This window comes from Rahnella ecdela, assembly GCF_019049625.1.
Classification (GTDB): domain Bacteria; phylum Pseudomonadota; class Gammaproteobacteria; order Enterobacterales; family Enterobacteriaceae; genus Rahnella; species Rahnella ecdela.
In genome coordinates, this window is the sequence record NZ_JAFMOY010000120.1 from 43749 (window position 1) to 68738 (window position 24990).

At 52.4% G+C, this 24990-nt stretch carries 22 protein-coding genes; 7 read left to right on the forward strand and 15 right to left on the reverse strand.

Features of this window, described 5'->3' with window-relative positions:
* Positions 1 to 22: 22 nt before the first annotated feature.
* The 9 genes from J1784_RS08575 to J1784_RS08615 all read right to left on the reverse strand — a co-directional run bounded on the left by J1784_RS08575 (position 23) and on the right by J1784_RS08615 (position 9898).
* Entirely contained in the window at positions 23 to 1627 is a 1605-nt protein-coding gene (locus J1784_RS08575) for a GMC family oxidoreductase (RefSeq protein WP_217148843.1), read from the reverse strand.
* Complete coding sequence (locus J1784_RS08580; RefSeq protein ID WP_217148844.1) at positions 1620 to 2177, reverse strand: sorbitol dehydrogenase family protein; 558 nt, start codon at positions 2175 to 2177, stop codon at positions 1620 to 1622. Before J1784_RS08580 ends, J1784_RS08575 begins: the two co-directional genes overlap by 8 nt.
* A 78-nt stretch (positions 2178 to 2255) precedes the next feature.
* Positions 2256 to 2732, reverse strand: coding sequence for a GlcG/HbpS family heme-binding protein (locus J1784_RS08585; protein WP_217148845.1), 477 nt, complete (start codon positions 2730 to 2732; stop codon positions 2256 to 2258).
* Between the two features lie 391 nt (positions 2733 to 3123).
* Positions 3124 to 4671: a serine hydrolase domain-containing protein gene (locus J1784_RS08590; RefSeq protein ID WP_217148846.1), complete on the reverse strand. Its 1548-nt coding sequence runs from the start codon at positions 4669 to 4671 to the stop codon at positions 3124 to 3126.
* 86 nt (positions 4672 to 4757) lie between these two features.
* Positions 4758 to 5543, reverse strand: a complete 786-nt coding sequence (locus J1784_RS08595; protein ID WP_217148847.1) for an ABC transporter ATP-binding protein — start codon at positions 5541 to 5543, stop codon at positions 4758 to 4760.
* Positions 5540 to 6370 carry an ABC transporter ATP-binding protein gene (locus tag J1784_RS08600; protein WP_217148848.1) on the reverse strand — a complete coding sequence of 277 codons (831 nt, stop codon included), beginning with the start codon at positions 6368 to 6370 and terminating at the stop codon, positions 5540 to 5542. Before J1784_RS08600 ends, J1784_RS08595 begins: the two co-directional genes overlap by 4 nt.
* Complete coding sequence (locus J1784_RS08605) at positions 6370 to 7296, reverse strand: ABC transporter permease (RefSeq protein WP_217148849.1); 927 nt, start codon at positions 7294 to 7296, stop codon at positions 6370 to 6372. Before J1784_RS08605 ends, J1784_RS08600 begins: the two co-directional genes overlap by 1 nt.
* A complete protein-coding gene (locus J1784_RS08610) occupies positions 7293 to 8306 on the reverse strand; it encodes an ABC transporter permease (RefSeq protein WP_112288693.1) in 1014 nt (337 codons plus the stop codon). The genes J1784_RS08605 and J1784_RS08610 overlap by 4 nt, the downstream gene beginning before the upstream one ends.
* Complete coding sequence (locus tag J1784_RS08615; protein WP_217148850.1) at positions 8303 to 9898, reverse strand: ABC transporter substrate-binding protein; 1596 nt, start codon at positions 9896 to 9898, stop codon at positions 8303 to 8305. The genes J1784_RS08610 and J1784_RS08615 overlap by 4 nt, the downstream gene beginning before the upstream one ends.
* 249 nt (positions 9899 to 10147) lie before the next feature.
* Between J1784_RS08615 and J1784_RS08620 the strand changes: the two genes are divergently transcribed.
* The gene (locus J1784_RS08620) at positions 10148 to 11260 is read left to right on the forward strand and encodes a dipeptidase (RefSeq protein ID WP_217148851.1); all 1113 of its coding nucleotides are present in this window, start codon (positions 10148 to 10150) and stop codon (positions 11258 to 11260) included.
* A 72-nt stretch (positions 11261 to 11332) separates the two neighbouring features.
* Here J1784_RS08620 and ydgH read toward each other — a convergent pair whose 3' ends face one another.
* Positions 11333 to 12286, reverse strand: coding sequence for a DUF1471 family protein YdgH (gene ydgH, locus J1784_RS08625; protein ID WP_120507634.1), 954 nt, complete (start codon positions 12284 to 12286; stop codon positions 11333 to 11335).
* 537 nt (positions 12287 to 12823) lie between these two features.
* On the opposite strand from ydgH, the gene pntA reads away from it, so the two are divergent.
* Positions 12824 to 14353 carry a Re/Si-specific NAD(P)(+) transhydrogenase subunit alpha gene (pntA, locus tag J1784_RS08630; RefSeq protein ID WP_217148901.1) on the forward strand — a complete coding sequence of 510 codons (1530 nt, stop codon included), beginning with the start codon at positions 12824 to 12826 and terminating at the stop codon, positions 14351 to 14353.
* Positions 14354 to 14362: 9 nt separating this feature from the next.
* Positions 14363 to 15754 carry a Re/Si-specific NAD(P)(+) transhydrogenase subunit beta gene (pntB, locus tag J1784_RS08635; protein ID WP_217148852.1) on the forward strand — a complete coding sequence of 464 codons (1392 nt, stop codon included), beginning with the start codon at positions 14363 to 14365 and terminating at the stop codon, positions 15752 to 15754.
* Positions 15755 to 15832: 78 nt separating this feature from the next.
* Here the strand turns inward: pntB and uspE are convergent, their stop codons facing one another.
* Positions 15833 to 16792, reverse strand: a complete 960-nt coding sequence (gene uspE, locus J1784_RS08640; protein WP_217148853.1) for a universal stress protein UspE — start codon at positions 16790 to 16792, stop codon at positions 15833 to 15835.
* A 154-nt stretch (positions 16793 to 16946) separates the two neighbouring features.
* Positions 16947 to 17702, reverse strand: a complete 756-nt coding sequence (locus tag J1784_RS08645) for an FNR family transcription factor (RefSeq protein ID WP_217148902.1) — start codon at positions 17700 to 17702, stop codon at positions 16947 to 16949.
* Positions 17703 to 18124: 422 nt separating this feature from the next.
* Here J1784_RS08645 and J1784_RS08650 point away from each other — a divergent pair, with 422 nt between their 5' ends.
* Positions 18125 to 19150 (forward strand): TerC/Alx family metal homeostasis membrane protein, encoded by a 1026-nt coding sequence (locus J1784_RS08650; RefSeq protein WP_217148854.1) that lies wholly within the window; start codon positions 18125 to 18127, stop codon positions 19148 to 19150.
* Between the two features lie 73 nt (positions 19151 to 19223).
* Here the strand turns inward: J1784_RS08650 and J1784_RS08655 are convergent, their stop codons facing one another.
* Both J1784_RS08655 and J1784_RS08660 read right to left on the reverse strand, forming a co-directional pair.
* Positions 19224 to 20444 (reverse strand): glycosyltransferase family protein, encoded by a 1221-nt coding sequence (locus J1784_RS08655; RefSeq protein ID WP_112288685.1) that lies wholly within the window; start codon positions 20442 to 20444, stop codon positions 19224 to 19226.
* A gap of 120 nt (positions 20445 to 20564) precedes the next feature.
* Positions 20565 to 21380 carry a mannosyl-3-phosphoglycerate phosphatase-related protein gene (locus J1784_RS08660; RefSeq protein ID WP_217148855.1) on the reverse strand — a complete coding sequence of 272 codons (816 nt, stop codon included), beginning with the start codon at positions 21378 to 21380 and terminating at the stop codon, positions 20565 to 20567.
* 212 nt (positions 21381 to 21592) lie between these two features.
* On the opposite strand from J1784_RS08660, the gene smrA reads away from it, so the two are divergent.
* Together smrA and apbE are read left to right on the forward strand one after the other, a co-directional pair.
* Positions 21593 to 22159 (forward strand): DNA endonuclease SmrA, encoded by a 567-nt coding sequence (smrA, locus tag J1784_RS08665; RefSeq protein WP_217148856.1) that lies wholly within the window; start codon positions 21593 to 21595, stop codon positions 22157 to 22159.
* A gap of 113 nt (positions 22160 to 22272) precedes the next feature.
* Positions 22273 to 23322 (forward strand): FAD:protein FMN transferase ApbE, encoded by a 1050-nt coding sequence (gene apbE, locus J1784_RS08670; protein ID WP_217148857.1) that lies wholly within the window; start codon positions 22273 to 22275, stop codon positions 23320 to 23322.
* 14 nt (positions 23323 to 23336) lie between these two features.
* On the opposite strand, the gene J1784_RS08675 is transcribed toward apbE, so the two are convergent.
* The gene (locus J1784_RS08675; RefSeq protein ID WP_217148858.1) at positions 23337 to 24239 is read right to left on the reverse strand and encodes a LysR substrate-binding domain-containing protein; all 903 of its coding nucleotides are present in this window, start codon (positions 24237 to 24239) and stop codon (positions 23337 to 23339) included.
* Positions 24240 to 24363: 124 nt separating this feature from the next.
* Between J1784_RS08675 and J1784_RS08680 the strand changes: the two genes are divergently transcribed.
* Entirely contained in the window at positions 24364 to 24978 is a 615-nt protein-coding gene (locus J1784_RS08680; RefSeq protein ID WP_217148859.1) for an FMN-dependent NADH-azoreductase, read from the forward strand.
* Positions 24979 to 24990 lie beyond the last annotated feature (12 nt).

Sequence of the window (24990 nt, forward strand, 5' to 3'; positions counted from 1 at the left end):
TGCTCAATCCTCAGAAAATCAATCAGGCCAGGCTTTTCAGCACCGCGTCAGCCATACGTAATGCCAGTGCAGTTCCGGACAACGTGGAGTTAACCGTCGAAGCGGAAGGCATAATACCTGTACCGGCGATAAACAGGTTCGGGTGGTCATGCGTGCGGCAATTTCCATCCACCACCGAATCTTTCGGGTCGCTGCCCATGATCATGGTGCCGGTGATGTGCTGGTTGTTGTCGTAAACGCCACGCTTGCTGTACACCACTTCGGTGCCGCCCATCTCTTTAACAATTTTCTGGAAGTCGAGCATCGACTGGTCATAACCGCGGTGAACGTAGTCCGGGAATTTGTAATGCACTTCGAGACGCGGGATCCCCCATTCGTCCTTCTCGGTCTTGCTCAGAACCACGCGGTTTTCAGGTTCCGGCAGCATTTCCAGCAGACATTTCAGCTGAATGAAACGCTCTGACTGGTAGGTCAGTTTGTCGTTCAGCGCTTTGCCGTAATAACCCTGACGCACCAGACGCTCGGTCAGATAACGCACCGGCGAGGTGTTGGCGACGTCGATACGGAGTGCTGAACGGTCACGACGGAAATCACCATCACGCAGGTTGTTGATACTGCCTGGGCGCATCGGACCACGGCCGAAATACACGGGCTCATCGGCGTAAAATTCCACCGATGTACCCGGATGATCCATCAGATTGCGACCGACCATGCCGGAACTGTTGGCGATGCCGTCCGGATATTTGTCACTGGTGGACATCAGCAGCAGTTTCGGACTTTCAATGCCGTTGGCGGTCAGCACGAAGCGTTTGCCGGTGACTTTGTGTGCCACTTTGTCGGCATCGAGATAATGCACGGCGACGATTTCGCCGCTGTCATTGGCTTCAATTTTGTAGACCACTGCGTTAGCAATGACGCGCACACCGGCTTCAATCGCTTTTCGCGCGGAAATCCCGCCGTGATATTGCGCGTCAATCGGGCAGACCGGCATGCAGTTGTTATTGCCACAGCAGGCAGGACGGCCGTCGTAAGGAATACTGTTGCGCGCCTGCGGGCCGATACCCAGGATGTAACCGAGTTTGGCGATACGTTTGCTGATTCGGTCGAACCCGTAAGGCAGCGGGATACCCGGCAGCGGATAAGGCCGGGAACGCGGTGAATCCAGTGCATCGTCACCCGAAACCCCCATCTGGATTTCAGCCTCTGTGTAATACGGTTCCAGATCTTCATAACTGATTGGCCAGTCGCGGCCGACGCCGTACAGCGTTTTAATCTTCATGTCGTTTGGCAGCAAACGGAACGCCTGACCCGCCCAGTGCCAGGTTGTACCGCCAACGCCGCGCAGGTATTGCGCAGCATAGATATCCGGGCCTTTCTGGATCAGATAGTTGTTATCTTTTGGCTGAAACTTGGGTTGGGGAGCCCACGGCTTCGGTGGATACGGTTCGGTGAAATCACCTTTCAGGGGTGACTGGCGGAACAGTTCTACCGCTTCATCACGTTTGATGACGGGTCCCGAATCGAGCATCAGCACGGAAACACCGGCTTTCGCCATTTTCAGCGCAGCGAGCGATCCGGCGATACCGGCACCGATAACAACGACATCTGCATTCAGTGCATCAGCCATGAGCCGTCACCTCCGTGGAATTTTGTTGCGACACAGCGGGCTTGTTGACCCAGAAATTCGGTTCACCCGGCGCATAACTTGGCGGCAGCAGGTTATTTTTCAGCAGCTGATAGCTGACGATATTTTCGAATCCGATACATTTCTGGCTGCCGGGCTGACCGACCACGCCGAGATACCAGCCGCTGACCAGCTGTTGATACAACTGCGCCAGTTCCGCCGGTTGTGCGGCCAGCAACTGATGCAAATCGTCACCGACAACGTTGCTGTGCGTGGTGAAAAGTGTCGAAAGGGCCTCAAGCTGCGTATCGAGCTGTGCCTGATGCAGCCAGCTGTAGATTGCTTGTCCGAGGTGCGGTTCAAGCGAGTCCATGCCGGTCAGCTTTTTAGAAAGCGCCATAAAACTGTCTGGCATTGTCACAGCAGAAGCCAGCGGTGGCGCGGCATGGGCGAGGGTGGCAAACACACCACCGCCCAGCATCTGGCTACCGATACCCGCAACCATGACGCCCGCGGTGCCGAGGATCCAACGGCGACGAGAGAGATTGATCATGCTGAAAGTCCGTAAATGTTCCGTATAAAACGGCCACGGGCGTGGCCGTCAACAAGAAGGAGTGATTAAAAGTGCCTGTTATTTCAGGACGCTGGCCGCTTTTTCTGATGACTGATTATCGATTTCCTGCTTCGGCGTACTGACACCGACGGCACCGACCACTTCACCGTCAAGGGTCAGCGGGAAGCCGCCACCCAGTGCTACCGCGTGCGGGATTGCCAGCACAGTGGTTTCGCCGCCCTGCAGGCGTTGCATAAATTTCAGTGAAGGCGCGTGATAAAGCGCAGAGGTCCGGGCTTTGCCAATGGACGCATCGACGCATCCGGCAGGAGAACCATCGAGGCGCTGGAATGCGAGTAATGAACCAGATGAATCAACAACCGCAACGCAACCGGTGCTGTGTTGTTCAGCAATGGTGGCTTTAACACTGTCGATCACTTTTGCGGCCTGCGCACTATCGAGCTGAGGATGCCCGGCGGCGAAAGCGGAGGTGGAGGAAAACAGCAAAGCAGAGGCACAAATTACAGCACGTGCCGTGTGTTTTTTAACAGACATAGACTCATCCCTTGTAGCGGTAGCAAAACATTGCATAAAAAAGACACATAAAATAATTTAGTTAAATCAATATCTTTAAAACTCAACGGCGTCATCTGCTGAACACTTGATGTGTTTCTTAATGCCGCGCAGATGAAGCGGGTATTGAATTTTGTTTCCCGGATGTTAATTCAATTAACAAGCGTGAAGAAGTGACGGTTGCATATGGCAACTAATTTTCAGGAGGTTTTATGAGGGTATTTTGGGCAAAACGGGCTGGCAGGCCTTGTTAAATAAGGACTGAACATTTTGTGCGGTTATGTACCAGTTGATCCGTTTGTATTAACAAAATGTGATGAAGTTAACAAAAAAAGCCTCCCCGGCGGGAGGCTTTGCTGTAAACCGTTTGGGATTAGTGTCCCGGCTGCCAACTGCTCCGACATTCTTCGCGGCGGAAGCTCAGTACGCGGCTGCGGTTTGAAACGAGTTTGACGTTGTAGCCCTGGAAATAAAGACAGAAGGTTTTCTTCCACGGCCCGTCGGGTAATTCCACCAGCAGGCGTCCTGCACCCAGCGAAGTCAACTGTCCGCTGGCACGCTGTGTTCCCACACCAATCCGCAGTTTGTCACCGTCGATATCAAATGCCGCTTTTGACTCCGGATGATACCAGCGCCCCTGAACCATTTTCAGACAATCATTGGGCTCAACCGGCCTGAAATAACGCGGTGCATGGCCAATTTCTCCTTCAATGGCCTGACCATTCCAGCGTAAACGCATGGGCATATGCGCCGAAAGCGTAATGGCTTCGCCAGCGTCTTCACCCTCATACAAATTATCAGCGGAACCCAGATAGCTGGCGGTACCCTTGCTGACTTTCAGCCAGTAAGGGTCGGCGATGCTGGAATACAGTCCGTCAGGTAATGCGTTGCTGCGGGCGGGAAGGGGGGATGCCAGCAGGGCGGACATCACTTCCAGCGCATGTGTATACGCAGTGGTGTCTTCACGGTTGGAAACCAGCGCGATCCCGGCGTCCAGTTCCGGGTGCAGCAGGAAATAGGTTTTGTATCCTGCATGGGAACCGCCGTGCCCGTAGATCGTATGTTCACCGAGTTGCGACGAAGTGGTTCCCAGCCCGTAGGCAAAAGGGATATTGCCATTAAGATGGCGCTGCGCGGTCAGCGTTTTCAGCACGCCCGCGCCCGGTCCGCTGTCTGCCAGCAGGTTTTGCAGCCAGATGGAAAGCGAACGCACGCTGCCGGTCAGACTGCCGGAAGCTGAAAGATGCAAACCGGCGGCCGCTGTTTTCCAGCCGGTAGTGTCCTGCCAGTAACCTGGGATCAAGTCAGAAACAATATCAAACCAGGTTTCCGGTACGCGGAAGGCAATATCCAGCGGATGCGCGATGTGTTTTTGCAGCAGGTCTTCAAACAAAATGCCTTTTCGCCTGAGGATTTCTTCCACCAACCGGTAACCGGTATTGCTGTATGAAATCTCCGTACCTGCGGGAAAGTTCAGGGCGCCATCCTGCGCCAGAAATTCCATAATCGCGTCAGCATCGCTGACGTTATAAACCGAAATTCCCAGCAGGGAGAGCGTTTCGCGAACGTCCGGTAAACCGCCAGTCATGTCCAGTGCCTGACCGATGGTCACCTCTGACATCGGCGGCTTCAGGTCAGGTAAATGCTGGCCCAGGCGGTCATCTGTTGAGAGTCCGGCATCACTTTTCAGTAAGGCCAGCGCCGCGAATATATGCTTGGTGACGGAGGCGTAACGCACCACGGAATCAATGCTAAACGGCTCAGAAGTGGTCAGATTAGCCATACCGCCGGTGGCGAAACCGCGGAGTGTTTTGCTGTCGAACAGAGTGATTGCCCCGCCGGGCTCGCCGGGTTTATCCCAGTTTTTAGTGATGCGTTTTGCGGTCGCCTCAGCGGCTTGCCACTGTAAATCAGAGGTCATGAGAATCTCCACAGACTGTCTATCAGTGAATAAGAGGGCAGCCCAGACTGCCCGTGAGACCGGAATAATGTCCGTTTGTGCAACGGTTATTCGGGCTCCTCTAAACTGAGACTTAACGATCGTAATTCTGCTGTATGCGGATGGGTGACGTTGCCCGTCCGTAAATCGTCTGCGCTCAGAAGCTCGACCATTTCACCACCAATCATCACGCCAATGCTGGTGCAAAGATGCGTTACTACGGCCAGATTGTGGCTGACGAGAATATAAGTCAGTTTCCGCCGCTCGCGCAGGTCGCTCAGCAGGTTGAGGATCTCCGCCTGCACCGAAACATCCAGCGCCGAAGTCGGTTCATCCAGCAGTAAAATTTCCGGTTCCGAAATCATTGCCCGCGCAATGGCGACTCGCTGACGCTGGCCGCCGGAAAGCTGATGCGGAAAACGAAACCGCACCGCCTGAGGCAGACCAACTTCACTCAGGGCATCGGTTATCCGTTTCTCAATATTGAGAAAACCATGAACGATGAGCGGTTCGCTGAGAATGCGGTCAATGGTCTGGCGCGGATGCAGCGAGCCGTAGGGATCCTGAAATACCATTTGCACGCGGCGGAAGAAGCGTTTCTGACGCACGGCAAGCTGGTCTTCGCCGCCAATCACCATTTCTCCTGACCATGACTGATTGAGTCCGGCCAGGGCACGTAAAATGGTCGATTTTCCTGAGCCACTTTCACCGACAATCCCGAAGCATTCGCCGGGCGCAACGCTGAAACTCACGCCTTTCACTACTTCAGTATCACCAAAAGCAATGCGCAGATTGTTCAGAATAATTTTGCTGTTATCTAAATCCTGACAGATAAGAGGGGATTGATCAGTCATGAGGTTTTCCATGCTTCGTCACGCACCAGAACCGGCAGTCTGTCGCGAGGATGTTTCAGCGACGGCAGACATTCCAGCAGCCCGCGGGTGTAAGGATGTTGCGCTTTCAGCAGGTCGCCCGCCTGTAAGGTTTCGACAATACGTCCCGCATACATTACGGCCACGCGGTCGCAGAATTTGGATACCAGCGGCAAATCATGGCTTATCAGGATCAGTCCCATGCCGCGACTGGACACCAAATCATCCAGCAGGCGCAAAATCTCGGCCTGCACGGTGGCATCCAGCGCGCTGGTCGGTTCATCGGCAATCATCAGTTCCGGGTCGGGTGCCAGCATCATGGCGATCATCACGCGCTGTCCCATACCGCCGGAAACTTCATGAGCGTAACGCTCAGCGACTTTATGCGGGTCGCGGATACGCACCTGATCCAGCAGTTCTATGGCGGCGTTCATCGCCTGCTTTTTCGACCCGCCTTTATGCGTCTGCCACGCTTCCGCCACCTGTTTACCAACCGGCATTACCGGATTTAGTGAGTATTTCGGATCCTGCAAAATGAAGCCGACGCGTTTACCGCGGATCTGGCGCATCTGTTTTTCACTGGCATTGCGCAGGTCGATACCGTCGAAAGACAGTGTTTCGGCGCGGCATTTTGCGCTCGATGGCAGCAGGTTCATCAGACAACGCGCGGTCAGCGATTTTCCCGAGCCGCTTTCGCCGACAATCCCAAATTTTTCTTTGCCCAGAGACAGCGATACGCCGCGAACCGCGTCGAAACTGCCGCTGTTGGTCTGGAACGTAATATGCAGATCTTTGATATCAACCAGCATCATTTCTCCTTAGGATCGAGGACGTCGCGCAGGCCGTCGCCGAGGAAGTTGAACGCCAGTGACGTGACGAAAATCGCAATGGCCGGGATCAGCGGCACCCACCATTCGCTGAACAGGAAACGGCGCGCGGTGGCAATCATTGCCCCCCATTCCGGTGACGGCGGCTGTGCGCCCATCCCCAGAAAACCGAGGCTGGCGGCGGTGATAATGATCGAGCTCATATCCAGCGTGATACGTACCACCAGACTGGGCACGCACAGCGGCATGATATGGCGCAGCACAATACGCGCCGGTGTCGCGCCGGTCAGACGGCAGGCGGCAATATAATCCGTGCCGCGTACCTGCATGGTTTCGGCGCGGGCGAGACGGGCATACGGAGGCCATGCGGTGAGCGCGATCGCCAGAATGGCACTTTCGATGCCGGGTTTGAGCGCAGCCACAAAGGCCAGAGCCAGGATCAGACGCGGGAACGCCAGGAAGATATCGGTAATGCGCATCAGAATGCGGTCAAGCAATCCGCCCGCGTAACCGGCCACGCAGCCAATCAGCAGGCCGAGCGGGGCGACAATCGCCACCACGATAATCACCATTCCGAGCGTGATACGTCCACCGTAAAGAATACGGCTCAGGGTGTCGCGTCCCAGCTCATCGGTGCCCAGCCAGTGCAGGGACGACGGTTTTTCCAGCCGGTGCGCCAGATCCTGCGCGCCGGGGTCATAACTGGTCAGCCACGGCGCACAGACCGAAATCAGCAATACGATAAGTACGGTGAAAAGACCGGTGACGGCCAGCGGATTTTTGCGCAGACCAAGCCAGATGCGGTAACGACGTCCCCAGACGGCTTGTGTCCGGGTATGCGGAGTATCCGCCAGCAGCCAGGCGCGGCTGCCCGCACGGGGTTGAGATGTATCCGGTAGAGTGCTCATTTTACGCGGGGATCCAATAGTCGGTAGAGAAGGTCGGCCAGCAGGTTGAGCAGCACGTAAATCGCGCCGATCAGCAGTGTGGAGCCGATCACCGGGTTCATATCCGCATTCATCAGCGAGACAGTGAGGTATTGCCCGAGGCCCGGCCAGGAGAAGACGTTTTCAGTGACCACTGCACCTTCCAGCAAACCGGCATACGTCAGCGCAAGTACCGTAATCAGCTGCACGCCGACGGTCGGGAAAGCGTGTTTCCAGATAACGCGTTGCGCAGAAAGCCCCTTGGCGCGGGCGGTAATTACATATTCGCCGCCGAGTGCATTGAGCATAAAAGTACGGGTCATGCGGGTGATGTAAGCCATGCTGAAATACGCGAGGATCAGCACCGGTTGCGCCATATGCGCGAGAGCATCCCAAAATGCGCCCATGTCACCGGCCAGCAGAGAATCGACGGTAAGCAAACCGGTCACCTGGGGGATCATGTCCTGATAAATGATGTCCTGACGTCCCGGCCCCGGCGCGATACCCAGCGCGGAGTAGAAAATCAGCAGGCTGAGCAGCGCCAGCACGAACACCGGCAGCGAGTGACCCGCCAGACACACCACGCGGATGGTCTGGTCAATCCAGCTGCCCTGACGCGTTGCTGCCCACACGCCCAGCGGAATGCCGACAATGGCCGCAATAATGATGGCCGCTGTCGCCAGTTCCAGCGTGGCCGGGAAAAAGCGCGCGATATCGGTGGTGACCAGATTGGAGGTCAGGGCGGAACGGCCTAAATCACCGTGAAACACCTGACTGAGATAATGGAAGAACTGCATCCAGAGGGGCTGGTCCAGCCCCATTTCATGACGAACCCGTTCGACGACTGCCTGCGGGGCGTTATCGCCAACCGCAGCCAGAACCGGGTCTGTCGGCATCACGCGACCGATGAAAAAAGTCACTACCGACAGACCAAACAAAGTAAGACAAACGCTGATGCAGGTACTCAGAAATCCTTTGAGTCTCTTGCTCACGCTTTAACAACCTTCTCGTATGGGCTGGTGCTCATTACTGTTAATACCACGCCGGAAATGACGTTACGGCAGGCGGCGGTCATGGTGGGCTGCAACATGATGGCAAACGGACTGTTTTCCATATGTCTGGTCTGCAGCTCTTCGTAAAGCTTGATGCGTGTGGCCGGATCAGACTCTTTCAGCGCTTTGGTGCTGAGATCTGATATCTCTTTATCCTGCCAGCTGCAACGCCACGCCAGGGTGCGGCTTTTCGCTTTATCGGTGTTATCCGGATTGCTGCAAAAGGCTTCGGCGTTAGAGTTAGGGTCAAAGTAATCTGCGCCCCATTGGGTCATGGCCAGTTGCTGCTGACGTGCGCGCATTTTTGTCAGCACCTGACGGCTTTCGGCTGCCAGCAGGGTGACTTTAATCCCGACTTCAGCAAGGTTCGCTTGTAATGCCTGCACGATATCGGAAGAAGGCGAGGCGGAATAGTGATCCAGCGTGATTTCAAAACCGTTAGGGAAACCGGCTTCGGCCAGCAGCGATTTGGCTTTTGCCACATCACGTTTGTACATGATGGTATTTACCGCCGCCGGGAAACCTTCCGGCAGGAAGCTCTGATGAATTTTGTGAGTCAGCGGCACGATATGCTGCTGGATATTTTCGTAATCGATTGCCCATTTGATCGCCTGCCAGACCTGCGGTTTGGCAAGATTCGGGTGCGCGGTGTTGGCAGAAAGCATAAAGGTGCCGGCAATCCCTTTCTGTACCAGCGTGAAGTTTTTGTCCTTCATCAGCGGACGCAGCTGTTCGGTGGTCAGGTTACGCGCGATATCAATATCGCCTTTCTGCAACATTAACAGCTGGGCAGAAGGGTCGATGATATGACGCATGATGATGCGCTGGATTTTGCCCGCGTGCGGGTTGTTTTTGTTGCTTTCCAGAATCACAGATTCACTGACTTTCCAGTCACGCAGTTTGAAGGCACCGGAACCCGCGCTGTTTTTCTTCAGCCACGCATTACCCAGGTCATCACCCGCCTGATTGGCCAGACAGGCAGATTTCTGCACGATGCTGCCGACGTTAGCCGTCAGGCAATACAGCAGGAAGGATTCAGATGCCGGTTCAGTGGTCTTAATCACCAGCGTTTCGGCGTCAGGTGCTGTGATCAGGCCGTCGACGTTATCTTTGGTATAGCCGAACTGGTTGATGATGTACGCCGGGCTCTTGTCGAGTTTCACCACGCGTTGCAGAGAAAACGCGGCGTCTTCGGCGGTGACCGGTTTACCGTCCGCCCATTTAGCTTTCGGATCCAGTTTGAACGTGAAGGTTTTTTTATCGTCGGAAGCGGTCCAAGAAACAGCCAGATCGCCTTCGATTTCATCAGGGGAGGCCAGTTTTGGTTTCACCAATTGCTGGTACATATTGCCGGTAATTTCACTGCCCACGGACTCGAAACTTTCATGCGGATCAAGGCTGGTAATGATATCGAGCTGGATGGCCATCACCAGAATTGACGCTGGCGTGGCGGCAAAGACCGTGTCGAATTTCAGGTAGGACAGAACAGGTATTGCGGAGAAACCGGTAACAAATTGACGCCTGGTAACCATAACCACTCCCATCGTGTTGATATATAAAAGTAAAATTAAAAATCACGTTGGCCAACCCTTGACTAAACTCCGGACAACTGGCTTAAATGAAAAACCGTTGCTTTACACACCCGATGCTTCATATCGAAAAAACTAATGTGAAGCGTACTGTGCTTGTTCTCTCCTGGTGCAATTTCACGTTGTGAGTGCACCCTGGCTGAACAATTCTCCGTTGTCTTAGTCATGCTCAATCAAAGGTAGACCTTTTTTATGAATAACGTAGCGCACGGAACTGAAGAATTAATGCCGGTTTTTGATGGACATAACGATGTTTTGCTACAACTTTGGAACGAACATCGTCAGGATCCTGCACAGACATTCCTTCAGGGACCCGCCAGCGGACAATTAGACCTGCCGCGCTGTCGTGACGCAGGCTTTGCCGGCGGGCTTTTCGCCGCCTGGGTGCCTGCTCCAGATGTGGATCTTGCAAATAGCGTGCCTGATCGTACTGTGGACACCCGTTTTCTGCCGGAAGGTACTCAAAAGCATCCTGATTTTTCCCCGACACCTTCTTTCGATTTTGCACGTGATGTCACATTTGGCATGATGGCGTTCTTACTGAGAATCGAAGAGCAGTCCCAGGGAAAGGTGAAAATCTGTCGTACCGCGCAGGAGATCAGACAGTCGATAGATAACCATGCATTAGCTGTGGTTATGCATATCGAAGGGGCGGAAGCGATAGATGAGGATTTATATAATCTTGATGTGCTTTACAGCATGGGGCTGCGTTCACTCGGTCCGGTATGGAGTCGTCCGAACATCTTCGGCGAAGGCGTTCCGTTCAAATATCAGACATCACCGGACACCGGACCGGGACTGACAGATGCGGGTATCCGGCTGATCAAAGCCTGTAACCAGAAACGCATCATGATTGATTTGTCGCATCTGAACGAAAAAGGCTTCTGGCAGGTCGCTGAACTGAGTGATTCGCCGCTGGTGGCCAGTCATTCCAATGCTTACAGCATTTGTCCGCAGTCGCGTAACCTGACTGACAAACAGCTTGGCGCAATCAAAGAGAGCAGCGGTTTTGTCGGACTGAACTTTGCGGTGCCATTCCTGCGCGAAGACGGCAAACGCAGCGACGACACCGGCACAGATATCATGGTGCGTCACGTGGATTATCTGGTTGAACATCTGGGCGAAGACGGCGTGGGCTTCGGTTCAGATTTTGACGGGGCGTCTATGGCACCGTTTTTGAAGGACGTGCGCGGTTTACCTGTGCTGGTAGAAGCACTGCGTAAAGCGGGATACGGTCAGGTGCTGCTGGAGAAAATCTGCTACAAAAACTGGATTAATGTTCTGGAAAGAACCTGGGGCAAATGAGCGTCTGAAAGGGCGGTTACCCAAAAGAAAAGGCAGCCACATGGGCTGCCCTTTGCTGTTTGCGGCTCAGACTTATTTGAAGAAGTCTGCGCTGACGGTGAGGTTGCCACCGCTTTTGTTCTGCCACTGGCGGGTAATGTGGTAGAACTTGGCGCCTTTGGCAGCAGCACGGTTCGCCACTTCCTGCGAAACGTCAGTGGTGCTGTTGAAGTGACCGGTGAAGGTCGTGGAATCAAACGGCACCATCTGAGCAGCGGTCACGTCATTCACTTCCTGAATTTTCGCGCCGTTGGTTGCTGTGACGGTGTAACGTTTACCGGTAGAAGACTGAGTTTCAAAGAAACGGCCTACGTCACGGCTTGGACTGCCGGAAGACGCCACGCCAGGGATTTCAACTGTCTTCGCAGCGGCACCACCGGCAGCCAGTGCTGCTTTACCGGCTTCAGAATCAGCAGGGATAGCATCAGGCGACTGAACCACACGTTTTGGCGCATCTTTCTTATAAATAAACGCGGTGATGTACTGGTTACCGCCGCTGTTGGCATCAATCTGGCGTACGATGAAGAAGGAGTCAGCCCCTTTCTCTTTCGCGGCTTTCGTAATGGCATCGTTAACGTCTGGCTGACTGCGGTAGAAACCGCTGACAGTCACAGTATCAAAAGGCTCGAGTCCGTAAGCGACGTCTTTCGGCAGCTCTACCACGCCATTAATGACACGATAGTGTGGGTCTTTGCTCACTTCCGGCGCATCTTTTTTATAGATATCTGCAACTACACGCCAGTTACCGCTATTGTTAGAGCTGTTGGTATCTTGAATATAAAAATAATCTGCACCCAGCGTATCGGCTCGGCGGGACACGGCATCAGCCGCATCGCCCAGCGTGTTGAAACGCCCGGTAATAACAATGCGATCAAAAGGCTTAATGGCTGCAGCTTTCTGCGGGCTAATTTCCTGCGCGGCATGTGCAGCCGACAGCGCAGAAACAGAAAACAGGGCCGATGCGATGATCGTTTTTGTCAGCTTCATAAAAAATCCTTTCACCTTGCGCAGTAATGTTGAAACGTGCTGAATTCTTGATGTGTAACAGGTTAGCGGCCGATTATTGCATGTAACAATGCCGAGTGTCTCAGCAATTTATGGCAATAATGCGTGCGCCACCGACAATAACAGCTACTTTTTAAACCAGGCATAACTTATATAAGTTTATTGAATAATCCAAGTAGTGAAATAAATGTTAATTATTCACTATTTTCTAACTTTTATGCCCGACCTGAGCGGGTTATGGTAGAGAAATCCTCAGTGATAGATCGGGTTTAAAGCCCGTTCTTAGGTGGATTAAAGGCCTGTTTACTCAGGTTTGCAGCAGGTTTGCGGCCCATATCAACTTTTTTATTATTAATTGTCTGACTATCGCTGTGATACGTAGATTATTGATTAGATATTCAGTAGGTTATAAGCGGCCTGAGAAAATACACACCGGGGATTATTATTAACCGGCAGGCCTGAAGTTGAATTGTTATGACGATGACACAAATCATCAATGAAAAGGGTGAAGGGAATACTATGCGTATTGGTGTACCAAGAGAGCGGTTGACCAATGAAGCCCGAGTTGCAGCCACGCCGAAGACGGTGGAACAGTTGCTTAAACTCGGCTTTACGGTCGCTATCGAACAAGGAGCCGGTAAATTAGCCAGCTTTGACGATGCAGCTTATGAACTGGCGGGTGCATCTGTCGTCAGCGGCGATGATGTATGGCAATCAGATATCGTATTGAAGGTGAATGCGCCTGAAAACGATGAAATCGATAAATTACAGGCAGGCACCACGCTGGTCAGCTTTATCTGGCCTGCGCAAAATCCTGAGCTTATCCAAAAACTGGCTGACCGTCAGGTGACGGCAATGGCAATGGATTCTGTGCCACGTATTTCCCGCGCACAATCTCTGGATGCCTTGAGCTCAATGGCTAACATCGCCGGTTATCGCGCGATTGTGGAAGCCGCCCATGAATTTGGTCGTTTCTTTACCGGGCAGATCACTGCTGCGGGTAAAGTGCCGCCGGCAAAAGTCATGATTATCGGTGCCGGTGTGGCTGGCCTGGCTGCCATCGGCGCAGCAGGAAGCCTCGGCGCTATCGTTCGTGCTTTTGATACCCGTCCTGAAGTGAAGGAACAGGTAAAAAGTATGGGCGCGGAGTTCCTTGAACTGGACTTCGAAGAAGAAGCGGGCAGTGGTGACGGCTACGCGAAAGTGATGTCAGAAGCCTTCATTAAAGCGGAAATGGCGCTGTTCGCAGCCCAGGCCGAAGAAGTGGACATCATCGTGACCACCGCGCTTATACCGGGGCGTCCGGCACCGAAGCTTATCACCAAAGAGATGGTCGCTTCGATGAAACCGGGCAGCGTGATCGTCGATCTGGCGGCACAAACCGGCGGTAACTGCGAACTGACAGTGGCTGATCAAATTACCACTACCGAAAATGGCGTGAAGATTATCGGTTATACCGATCTGCCAAGCCGTTTGCCGACGCAGTCTTCCCAGCTGTACGGTACCAATCTGGTTAACCTGCTCAAATTACTGTGTAAAGAGAAAAACGGCGAAATCGAGATCGATTTTGAAGATACCGTTGTGCGCGGTGTGACCGTAGTGAAAGCCGGTGAAGTGACCTGGCCAGCACCGCCAATTCAGGTTTCTGCTCAACCTCAGGCGGCGAAAGCGGCGGAGCCGGTAGCAAAAGCTGAAGCTAAACCCGCGTCTCCGTGGACCAAATTCATCATTATGGCCGTAGCGATTGTGCTGTTTGGCTGGCTGGCGAATGTGGCACCGAAAGAGTTCCTCTCTCACTTCACGGTATTTGCGCTGTCCTGTGTGGTCGGTTACTACGTTGTGTGGAATGTCAGCCATGCGCTGCATACCCCGCTGATGTCGGTAACGAACGCCATTTCAGGGATTATTGTGGTCGGTGCCGTACTGCAAATCGGTCATGGCGGATGGGTCAGCTTCCTGTCCTTTATTGCCGTGCTGATTGCCAGTATCAATATTTTCGGCGGATTCACCGTCACTCAGCGCATGCTGAAGATGTTTCGTAAGAACTAAGGGGAATATATGTCTGGGGGTTTAGTTACAGCAGCATATATTGTTGCCGCTATTCTGTTTATTTGCAGCCTTGCCGGGCTGTCAAAACATGAAACATCCAAACAGGGTAACATTTTCGGCGTCACCGGGATGGCCATCGCGTTAATCGCGACCATTCTTGGTCCTGACTCCGGTAACGTTGGCTGGATCATTATAGCAATGGTGATCGGCGGTGCGATTGGTGTTTATCTGGCACGTAAAGTCGAAATGACCGAAATGCCTGAGCTGGTTGCGATTCTGCACAGCTTCGTGGGTCTGGCAGCGGTTCTGGTGGGCTTTAACAGCTATCTGGATCACGGTGCCGTTCCGATGGAAGGTGTGATGGAAAACATCCATCTCACCGAAGTCTTCCTCGGTATCTTCATCGGTGCCGTAACATTCACCGGTTCGATTGTGGCGTTCGGCAAACTGCGTGGGATTATTTCTTCCAAACCGCTGGCATTGCCACACCGTCATAAGCTCAATCTGGCGGCGCTGGTCGTTTCTTTCCTGCTGATGGTCATGTTTGTCCGCACTGAAAGCGTCGGCTTGCAGGTTGTTGCACTGCTGATCATGACCGTGATCGCTCTGGCGTTCGGCTGGCATCTGGTGTCTTCCATCGGTGGGGCGGATATGCCGGTTGTGGTGTCCATGCTGAACTCGTATTCCGGTTGGGCAGCGGCGGCGGCGGGCTTTATGCTCAGCAACGACCTGCTGATCGTGACCGGTGCGCTGGTTGGTTCTTCGGGTGCGATCCTGTCTTACATCATGTGTAAAGCGATGAACCGTTCGTTTATCAGCGTGATTGCGGGTGGTTTCGGGACCGATGGTTCTTCTACCGGCGATGCGGATGAAATGGGTGAGTATCACGAAGCGAGCGCGGAAGACGTGGCAGAACTGCTGAAAAACGCCAGCTCAGTGATCATCACCCCTGGCTACGGCATGGCGGTGGCTCAGGCACAGTATCCGGTTCACGATATTACCGCCAAACTGCGCGCCAAAGGCATCAAGGTACGTTTTGGTATTCACCCTGTTGCGGGGCGTCTGCCGGGCCATATGAACGTACTGCTGGCTGAGGCGAAAGTGCCTTACGACATCGTGCTGGAAATGGACGAAATCAACGACGATTTCAGCGATACCGACGTTGTGTTGGTGATCGGTGCCAATGACACCGTTAACCCGGCGGCCCAGGAAGATCCACGCAGTCCAATCGCCGGCATGCCGGTGCTGGAAGTGTGGAAAGCGCAGAACGTGATTGTCTTTAAACGTTCAATGAATACCGGTTATGCCGGCGTGCAAAACCCGCTGTTCTTCAAAGAAAACACTCAGATGCTGTTTGGCGACGCCAAAGAAAGCGTTGAGAAAATCCTGCGTGCTCTGTAATTCCTGAGCCGAAATGAAAAAGGCCAGTCATTTGACTGGCCTTTCTTTTATGCGTTATTCAGCGATTATTATCACTGATTACTCGTCGTCATCTTCTTCATCGTCATCTGATGTAATCGGACATTCAAAATCATCCGGTTTGATGGCCAGTAAATCGCATTTCAGATGATCGATCACCTGTTCGGTGGTATTCCCCAAAAACGCCGCAGAAAGACCGGTACGCCCGATTGCGCCGAGAACAACCACACCCGCCTGCAAATGCTCGGCAAGGTCAGGAATGACTTCTTCCGGCAAGCCTTTTTCCACATGGGTGAATTTTTCGTCGAGCTGGAATTTCTGACGCAATGCTTTCATCGCAATCAGGTGCTGACCACGGATAGCGTCATTGTAAACGCTCGGGTCAAAGTCAGGCAGTTCGATGGCGATGTTAATCGGCGTGACCGGATACGCGCCGACCAGATGAACTTCCGTCTGATTAACGTGAGAGGCCAGTTCGATAGTTTCTTTCACCAGTTTGATGTTGAGCGGGTCGTGATAGGGTTCTTCGCTGGAAAGGTTGACGGCGACGACGGCTTTACCGCCTTCAGGCCAAGGCTGGTCTTTCACCATCCAGACCGGGCAAGGGCACTTGCGCAGTAAATTCCAGTCGGTAGGTGTGAAAATCACGGATTCAAGACGGTCATGTTGATGTGCCATTTTCAACAGCAAATCATGATTTCCGGCGATCACTTCCTGAATAATGGCTTCGAAAGGTTTGTTGTGCCAGACCACTTTGACGTCGATGGAAATACCTGCTTCGGTATAATAGCGACACTGTTCTTTAATCCATTCTTCCCGTTCGCTGATTACGCTTTGTCGCATGCTGGTTCGCTCGTCTGGCGAAAGCATGGTGGTCATCTCATAAGAGAAATCATAAATCGACAAAAAGGCTTTGATGCTGCCGCCATTACGTTGCACCAGATATACGGCACGACGCAGCGCGGGTTGGTCATCCTGATTGGGGTCGATAGCAACGAGTAAATTCTGATACTTAGCCATGGGGACTCCTTAACACCTGTAAGAGAACGGCGGTCAGTGTATTAAGTACAGAGTAAACCAAGATTAAGCAATCGGATAGCGGAGAAATTGAGTCGGATCAACAAATTATTCCTTGATGATCCGACGCAATAATTATCAGGCGGCGCCTGACAGATTATGCAGAGACCGGAGCAGACTGACCGGCTAACAGAGAAAGCATTTCATGATTCTCAATCGTGATGTATTTACCTTTAACACTCAGCATTTCTGATTTCTGGAAACGGCCAAGCAGGCGGCTGATGGTTTCCACAGTCAGGCCAAGGTAGTTACCGATGTCGCCACGGGTCATCGTCAGGCGGAATTCGCGCTGCGAGAAACCGCGTTGAGCGAAACGGCGGGAGAGGTTATAGATAAATGCAGCCAGACGTTCTTCGGCATTTTTCTTAGAAAGCAACAGGATCATATCCTGGTCGCCTTTGATTTCACCGCTCATCAGTCGCATCATTTGCTGACGCAGGTTCGGCATTTTACCGGACAAATCGTCCAGAGTTTCGAACGGGATTTCGCAAACCATTGACGTTTCCAGCGCCTGAGCAAAGCTCGGATGCTGCAAGCCGCCGATAGCATCAAAGCCGACTAAATCGCCTGCAAGATGGAAACCGGTAATTTGCTCATCACCTTGTTCGGTAATGGTGTAACTTTTGATAGTCCCGGAACGGATGGCGTAAAGGGATTTCAATTCATCACCGGCTTTAAACAATGCCTGACCTTTTTGGATCGGCTTTTTCCTTTCGATAATGTTATCGAGCTGGTCAAGTTCATGCTCATTAAGCGTGAAAGGAATACAAAGCTGGCTAATGCTACAGTCCTGACAATGGATCGCACAGCCACCAGATTGGATACGTCGAATAATACGCTTTTCCGGGATCATAAGAGTCACTCTGGCAATATTGATATGGGTCAATTTTAACATCTTTTACGCCGAGTGATAAGTAGGTTAAAGGAGCGAAAAGAGCGAAATGTTAAAAAACCCCGATTTTAAAAGGTTTTTTTTAAATAAAAAATTGATCTGCACGCGCAATAAAGTGGAATTGAGAATCAATGAGATTTAAATGAGGATCAATTTATTGAAGAGAACAATATTTCAGACTATGCAAATACAGGCTTTAAATCAATTTATCGCAGTGAAAGAAGAATTATTTTTTGCCCGTTTCACATTATTTTAACCCTGAAACAAAACGCACAGGATTATGGCATAAACACTGAAGCGGATCGACTTTGATACCCATTCTCTTCACAACCGCTTACAATGCTCCATCCGTTTAGCATTCGTTTACTTTTAGGAAAGGTGTCATGCAGTCTGATTCCCTGGGTTTTCCGCTGGAAACAACCATTGTCTTTGTCGTCGTGGCGGTTGCCGCATTGTTAACTGACATCTTTGCGCATCGCAGTCATAAGCCCATCGGCCTGAAAAGTGCTTCTCTCTGGACGCTGTTCTGGGTTGCCGTTTCCCTGAGCTTTGCCGGTTTTTTGTATGTCCATCATGGCAAAGACGTCGCCAGCCTGTTCCTGACCGGTTATGCGCTGGAGCAGGTGCTTTCGATTGATAACCTGTTTGTCATTATGGCGATTTTTGCCTGGTTCAAAGTGCCGGACGGCTATCGTCACCGCATTCTATACTGGGGTGTTATCGGGGCAATCGTATTCCGCGGGATTTTCGTGGTGATCGGCACAAGTTTGCTGGCGCTCGGGCCGTGGGTCGAAATGGTGTTTGCCGTGGTGATTTTGTGGACGGCCATCCTGATGATGCGTGCCGGTAATGATGACGAAGAGAATGATGATTATTCAGATCATATCGCTAACCGAATGGTCCGCCGCTTCTTCCCGGTGTTTCCAAAACTGGTCGGCCCGCATTTTTTAGTGAGCAGTGAACAGGTTGAAGCGGAACTGGCAAAACCTGAAAATCAGGGCTTCAGTTTCACGGTGAAAAAGGGTGTCCGTTACGCGACGCCGTTGCTGCTGTGTATTGCCGTGGTAGAGATTTCTGACCTGATGTTTGCATTCGACAGCGTGCCTGCGGTTATCGCCGTCAGCCGCGAACCACTGATTGTCTATTCCGCCATGATGTTTGCGGTTCTCGGTTTACGTACGATGTATTTCGTGCTCGAAGCATTGCGTAAATATCTGGTGCATCTCGAGAAATCAGTGATTTTCCTGCTGTTCTTTGTAGCGGCAAAACTGGCGCTGAACTCCAGTAATCATCTGTGGCATCACGGGATTGAAATCAGCGCTATGGCCAGCCTGTACGTGGTACTGGGCGTTCTGGCGCTGGGCATTATTACCAGCTTGCTGTTTCCCGGCAAAAAAGAAGCCGCATAAGTCTTCGTAACAAACCGGTATAAAAAACGCTGCGATTGCAGCGTTTTTTGTTTGTACATGCCGAAAATCAACGCTAAACGTCGCCCTCATTATCCTTTTCCACCGCTTCATGAATACGGTCCAGCATATCGGGGAAGGCCGATTGCACGCGGCTCCAGCTCGGGATAAACGGCTTTTCGCTGGGTGTATCCACAAATGCCTGACCGGCTTCCATAATCGCGCCGGAAAACAGCTCCACGGCAGATTCCTCGCTGTGGCGGTCAAACGACAATCCATTCATTTTTGCGTCATTCTCAAACCCGTCAATCATATCCAGCGCATTACGGTAATAAGTGGCCTTCAGGATACGGAAAGATTCGCTGGTAATATTCACGCCAAGAATCGCCATCTTGCGGTAAAGCGCCTTAGTGATGTCGATACTCATGCGTTGCAGGCCGTTCGTCGCATCATCTTCGGACATCGGCTGGTGTTTATGATCGTAGGTATCGGCGATATCGACCTGACAAATACGCTTGGTCGCTGTATTGCGATGAAGTTCTGAAAGCACGCCGATTTCCAGCCCCCAGTCGCTCGGAATACGCAGGTCATTCAGAATGTCCGTGCGCATGGCGAATTCGCCGGAAAGCGGGTAGCGGAAGGTGCGCAGGTATTCAAGAAAATCAGAATGACCGTAAACAATTTGCAGTGATTTCAGTAGCGGGAAGACCAGAAGACGTCCCACGCGGCCATTGAATTTCCCGTCGGCGACGCGGGCGTAATAGCCTTTACAGAAATCGTAATGGAAATTGGGATTAGCCACCGGATACATCAGGCGAGCCAGCATATCGCGGCTATACGTGACAATGTCACAATCATGCAGCCCGACCACCGATGTGCGCCGCGATGCCAGTGTATAACCGGCGCAAAACCACACGTTGCGGCCTTTGCCCGGTTCATTCGGTGAAAGATTTTCTTTTTTCAGTTCTTCATCCAGCGCTTTCAGACGCGGACCGTCATTCCATAAAATACGGTGGCGCTGCGGAAGACGAGAGAAGAATTCACGTGCAAATAAAAACTGATCGCGGTCGGCGCGATCTAAACCAATAACGATTTCTTCCAGATAGGGGACTTTTGTCAGTTCATCGACAATGCGGGTCAGTGCAGGACCTTCAAGTTCTGAAAACAGAGACGGTAATATTAACCCCATCGAACGGCGACCTGAAAAAACCTGCAAATCGTATTCCAGTTCTTCGACTTTGCGGTTAGTCAGATTATGAAAATTGGTAATGACTCCATCCTGATAAAAATCGCTCATACGGTATTCTCCAATTTTAGAATAGATAAAATTATTGGAAGTCTTCTCTGTAAATACAGAACGATAAACAATGTGAAAACACTCGATTAATAAAGGTCATTTTCCTCTTCGAATTTGCCCTTAAAGGAGTGGGATAAAATGATTCAGCCCCTGACTCCAGCCTTGCGGGCCAAATTCGTCCGCTCGGAAAACACGTGTGATATCGTCACGATGCAATGGCATTTCATGGTCATGGTGGCCTTTAATCACCACCGCGTAATTCACTGCCTCCAGCATGGATAAATCATTCGGCCCGTCGCCAAGACCGATGCTGATCACCGGCTGTCCGCGTTTTTGCTGATAGCGCCCGGTCAGCCATTGCACGGCCTGACCTTTACCCGCTCCGGCAGCCATGACGTGCCAGAACCTGCCGCCGCGCGTCAGTGCCAGACCTTCGCGGGCCAGACATTTTTTCAGATGCGCAAAATCCAGATCATTACCAAACCACACCAGCGGTTCAGACGCTTCGCGCTGCATAGCAAGCTCAGCTTGTGGCTCTGATAAACCGGTCCAGACGGCGACCTGTTTGGGTGTCACATCGCCAAAACCGCGAAACTCAAAATCAAAACGCTGACGCAGTTCGACCAGTGTCTGGCGGATCTCACTGTAGCCCGCGCCGTTAATATGAAAAGGCGCTTCGTCACCGGTTCGCCAGTCGGACGGCAGATGAGTCATCGCGCCATTTTCAGCAATAAAAGGCAGGTGCGTCAGATGCAGAGCCGACTGCAATGTCGCGACTTCTGCGGGCGTTTTACTGGTCGTCAGAATAAGCGGAATTTTTGCCGCTGAAAGTTTATCCAGCCACGGTTGGGCCGGTTGCCAACTGTAATCATGATGATCGAGCAGGGAGCCATCAAGGTCAGTAAAAATAATCAAGGGATCGTCAAGGTAAGGCATCTTTTCTCCTCAATTTTGCCGGTAACAGACGCAAATCCTTCATGATTTATGTCTGTCCCAGCAGCTAAGTATAGATAGAAAAATGAGTTTTATTGAACACGACGCCATTTCAGGATTTTTTACCGGCGCAGGCCAGTTTGCTGGCAGCTTTACCCGCAGGAGGTTTACAGGGATAATTTAGAGCAGTCCCACCGCTGAAAAGAGGTAAGCAGATGAGCGAAGATGATGATTTATTCAGTCAGGAAATGGCCGGAGTTCAGCCACTGGCCTCGGATAAACGGGTGGTTTACCTCAAAAACTCAGCCACCGGACAGAAGGTCAGCATCGACGAGATGACAGAGAAACGTGAAAATCCGCTGACCACCGGCTTTTTGAATATCCAGCCGTGCGACGAGCCGCTGGAGTACAAACACGATGGGGTTCAGCAGGGCGTTCTCGACAAACTCCGTCAGGGAAAATATCCGCTGGAAGCCAGCCTGAACCTGCTGCGCAAACCGGTCGAACAGTGTCGTCAGGAGCTGTTTGCTTTCTTCTGCCAGGCACAGGCAGAAAATCTGCGGACTTTGCTTATCATCCACGGTCGTGGCCGTGATGATGAAAGCCACGCTAACATTGTGCGCAGTTATCTCGCCAAATGGCTGAAACAACTTGATGAGGTTCAGGCATTCTGTGTGGCTATCCAGAAAGACGGCGGTGCCGGTGCCTGTTATGTGGCGCTGAAAAAATCCGCGCAGGCGAAGCAGGAAAACTGGGAACGTCACGCCAAACGCAGTCGCTGATGTTTCCCTGTGACACCCAACTGAAAGTTTGTTGCAGCGTGGTTTAAGTGCAACCCCTTACTGTCCTGAGACTTTTTCATGCCCGGCTACGGGCACTTAATCGAGCTATTTTCATGTTTCTGAAACCGATTTATTTGCACTGCGCGCTGTTGCTCTGCGGCGTCACTCTCTTGTCTGCCTGTGATCGCAATGCGGCTGAACAGGGCGATGCGCTGGTGATCGAAGGTAAGACTATGGGTACGTTTTACCGCGTCAGTCTGGCGGGAGTGGATAAAAGTCGTGAAGCCGCGCTGCGCGAACAAATCGAGGCGCAGCTCAAAGAAGATGACCATCAGCTTTCAACATACAAAGAAGACTCCGTACTTTCGCGCTTTAATCAGTATCAGGGCAACGTGCCGCAACCCGTCAGCGCAGGCATGGCCGATGCAATTGTCACGTCGATGCGTATCGGGACGCTGACCGGCGGCGCGATGGATATTACCGTCGGCCCGCTGGTAAATCTTTGGGGTTTCGGGCCGGATAAACAACCGGTCAAAACGCCGACGCCTGATCAGATTACTGCCGCCCGGAAACTGACGGGATTACAGCATCTGAAAGTCATCCAGCAAAGTGACGGTCAGTATCTGCAAAAAGATTTGCCGGGAATGTACGTGGATCTTTCTACGGTCGGCGAAGGTTACGCCACTGATCATCTGGCGCGCCTGATTGAAGGTAACGGCATCAGCAATTATCTGGTTTCTGTCGGCGGTGCGGTAGTTTCACGCGGACATAATGCGAAGGGCAATCCGTGGCAGGTGGCGATTCAGAAACCGACGGATAAAGAAACGGCAGTGCAGGCGATTGTCGATTTGCAGGGCATGGGCATCAGTACGTCCGGCAGCTATCGCAATTACTATGAACTGGATGGCAAACGCCTTTCGCACATTATCGATCCCGCGACCGGTTCGCCGATCACCCATAAACTGGTTTCAGCGACGGTGATTGCGCCGACCGCGCTGGAAGCCGATGGCTGGGATACAGGGCTGATGGTACTGGGCACGCATAAAGCGCTGGCGCTGGCAGAAAAACAGCATCTGGCGGTGTATCTCATCACCAGGGAAGGCGACACATTTAAAAGCTATATGTCGCCGCAGTTCAAAGCGTATCTGAAAGACCCGCAATAAAGTCATGCTTCATACTAAAGCGTCCCGTGCAGCTTTTCTGCAAGAAAATCCAGGAACACGCGCAGCGCGGGCGACTGGCCTTTATGACTGGCATATAACGCTGAAATTGAAGACGGCACCGTTTGCCAGTCAGGTAGCAGATGCACTAATTTCCCGTCGCTCAGGCTCTGCCTGCACGCCATTTCCGGTAGCAGCCCGATGCCCATACCGTCAGCCGCCGCCTGACACAGAACCAGTAAATTATTGCTGATCAGGCGCGGCGTTAACGACACCTTTCGGCTACCTTCCTGCGGATGAATGAGTTCCCACCGCGTGCCGGCCCAGGGTGTTTTTCGCACCAGCGTTGGCAGATAACTTAGCTGATCGGTAGAAGGCGGCGCGGGTAACGCCGCGATAAACGCCGGACTGGCAACCAGCACATATTTCAGCGTCCCCAGCGGTTTGCGGTACAGCCCGGAATCTTCCAGAGGTTCGCTGTGCGAATGAATCGTCACATCAAAATTCTCCTCGAGTAAATCCACCGCGCGGTTGATGGCCAGCAGCTCCAGTGTGATATGCGGGTAACGTGTCAGAAATTCTGTCATCAGCGGAGCCACAACCATTTCCGCCATCATTACCGGTGTTGAGACCCGCAACAGTCCGCTGGGATTTTGCTGCAAATCATCGATGACCTGTTGCGCCGTTTGCGCCTGTTGCAGCAGTTTCTGGCATTCAATGGCGTAGCACTCGCCGGTGCTGGTGACAGAGAAATGGCGGGAAGTGCGTTGCAGCAACCGGACACCGAGGCGGGTTTCCAGCGCGTCAATCCGGCGGCTGAGCAGTGATTTGGAAACGCCCAGCGCCCGTGCTGCAGCGGTAAATCCCTGATGCTGCACGACGGCGGCAAACAGCGCCATATCATTGAGATTATCGTTCATCTTGCCTCCCGCGGTTATCGTTGCAAAATGACAACGATGTGTTGCCATATTAAATATTTCGCGTCATATCAACAACGATTATCCTGTGTTCATTCCGCTGAACATCTGCCAACAGGACATAAAAATGAAAATATTACATATCGACTCAAGCCCGTTTATTAACGATTCTGTTTCCCGCGAACTTTCCGCAATGATTGTGACGGAACTGTGTTCCCGTCACCCGGATGCGAGCGTGACTTACCGCGACCTTGGCACCACGCCGCCGCCGCATCTTTCCGCCGGTGCTATGAGCCTGCTGCACAATGCGCAGGACGTGGCGATCACGCCAGAGTTGCAGGTCGAACTGGACGGGATTTATCAGTCAATCGAAGAACTGATTGCCTGCGACGTGCTGGTGATGGGTGCGCCGATGTATAACCACTCCATCCCGAGCAACCTGAAAGCGTGGCTCGATCAGGTTTGCCAGAGGGGCAAAACCTTCCGTTATACCCCGCAGGGTGTTGTCGGGCTGATCCCCGGCAAAACGGCTTTTGTCGCTTCCAGCCGCGGTGGCATTTACAGCACACCGGAAACCCTACCGCATGATTTTCAGGAGCCGTATCTGGTTTCGATTCTGGAACTGATGGGCGTGGCGGATTGCCATATTATCCGTGCAGAGGGCGTAAGCCGTCAGGCCATTGGCCGTGAGAAAGGACTGGCGGAGGGAAGGGAAACGCTGCTTCAGATACTTAATAACTGAAACAGCGTTGCC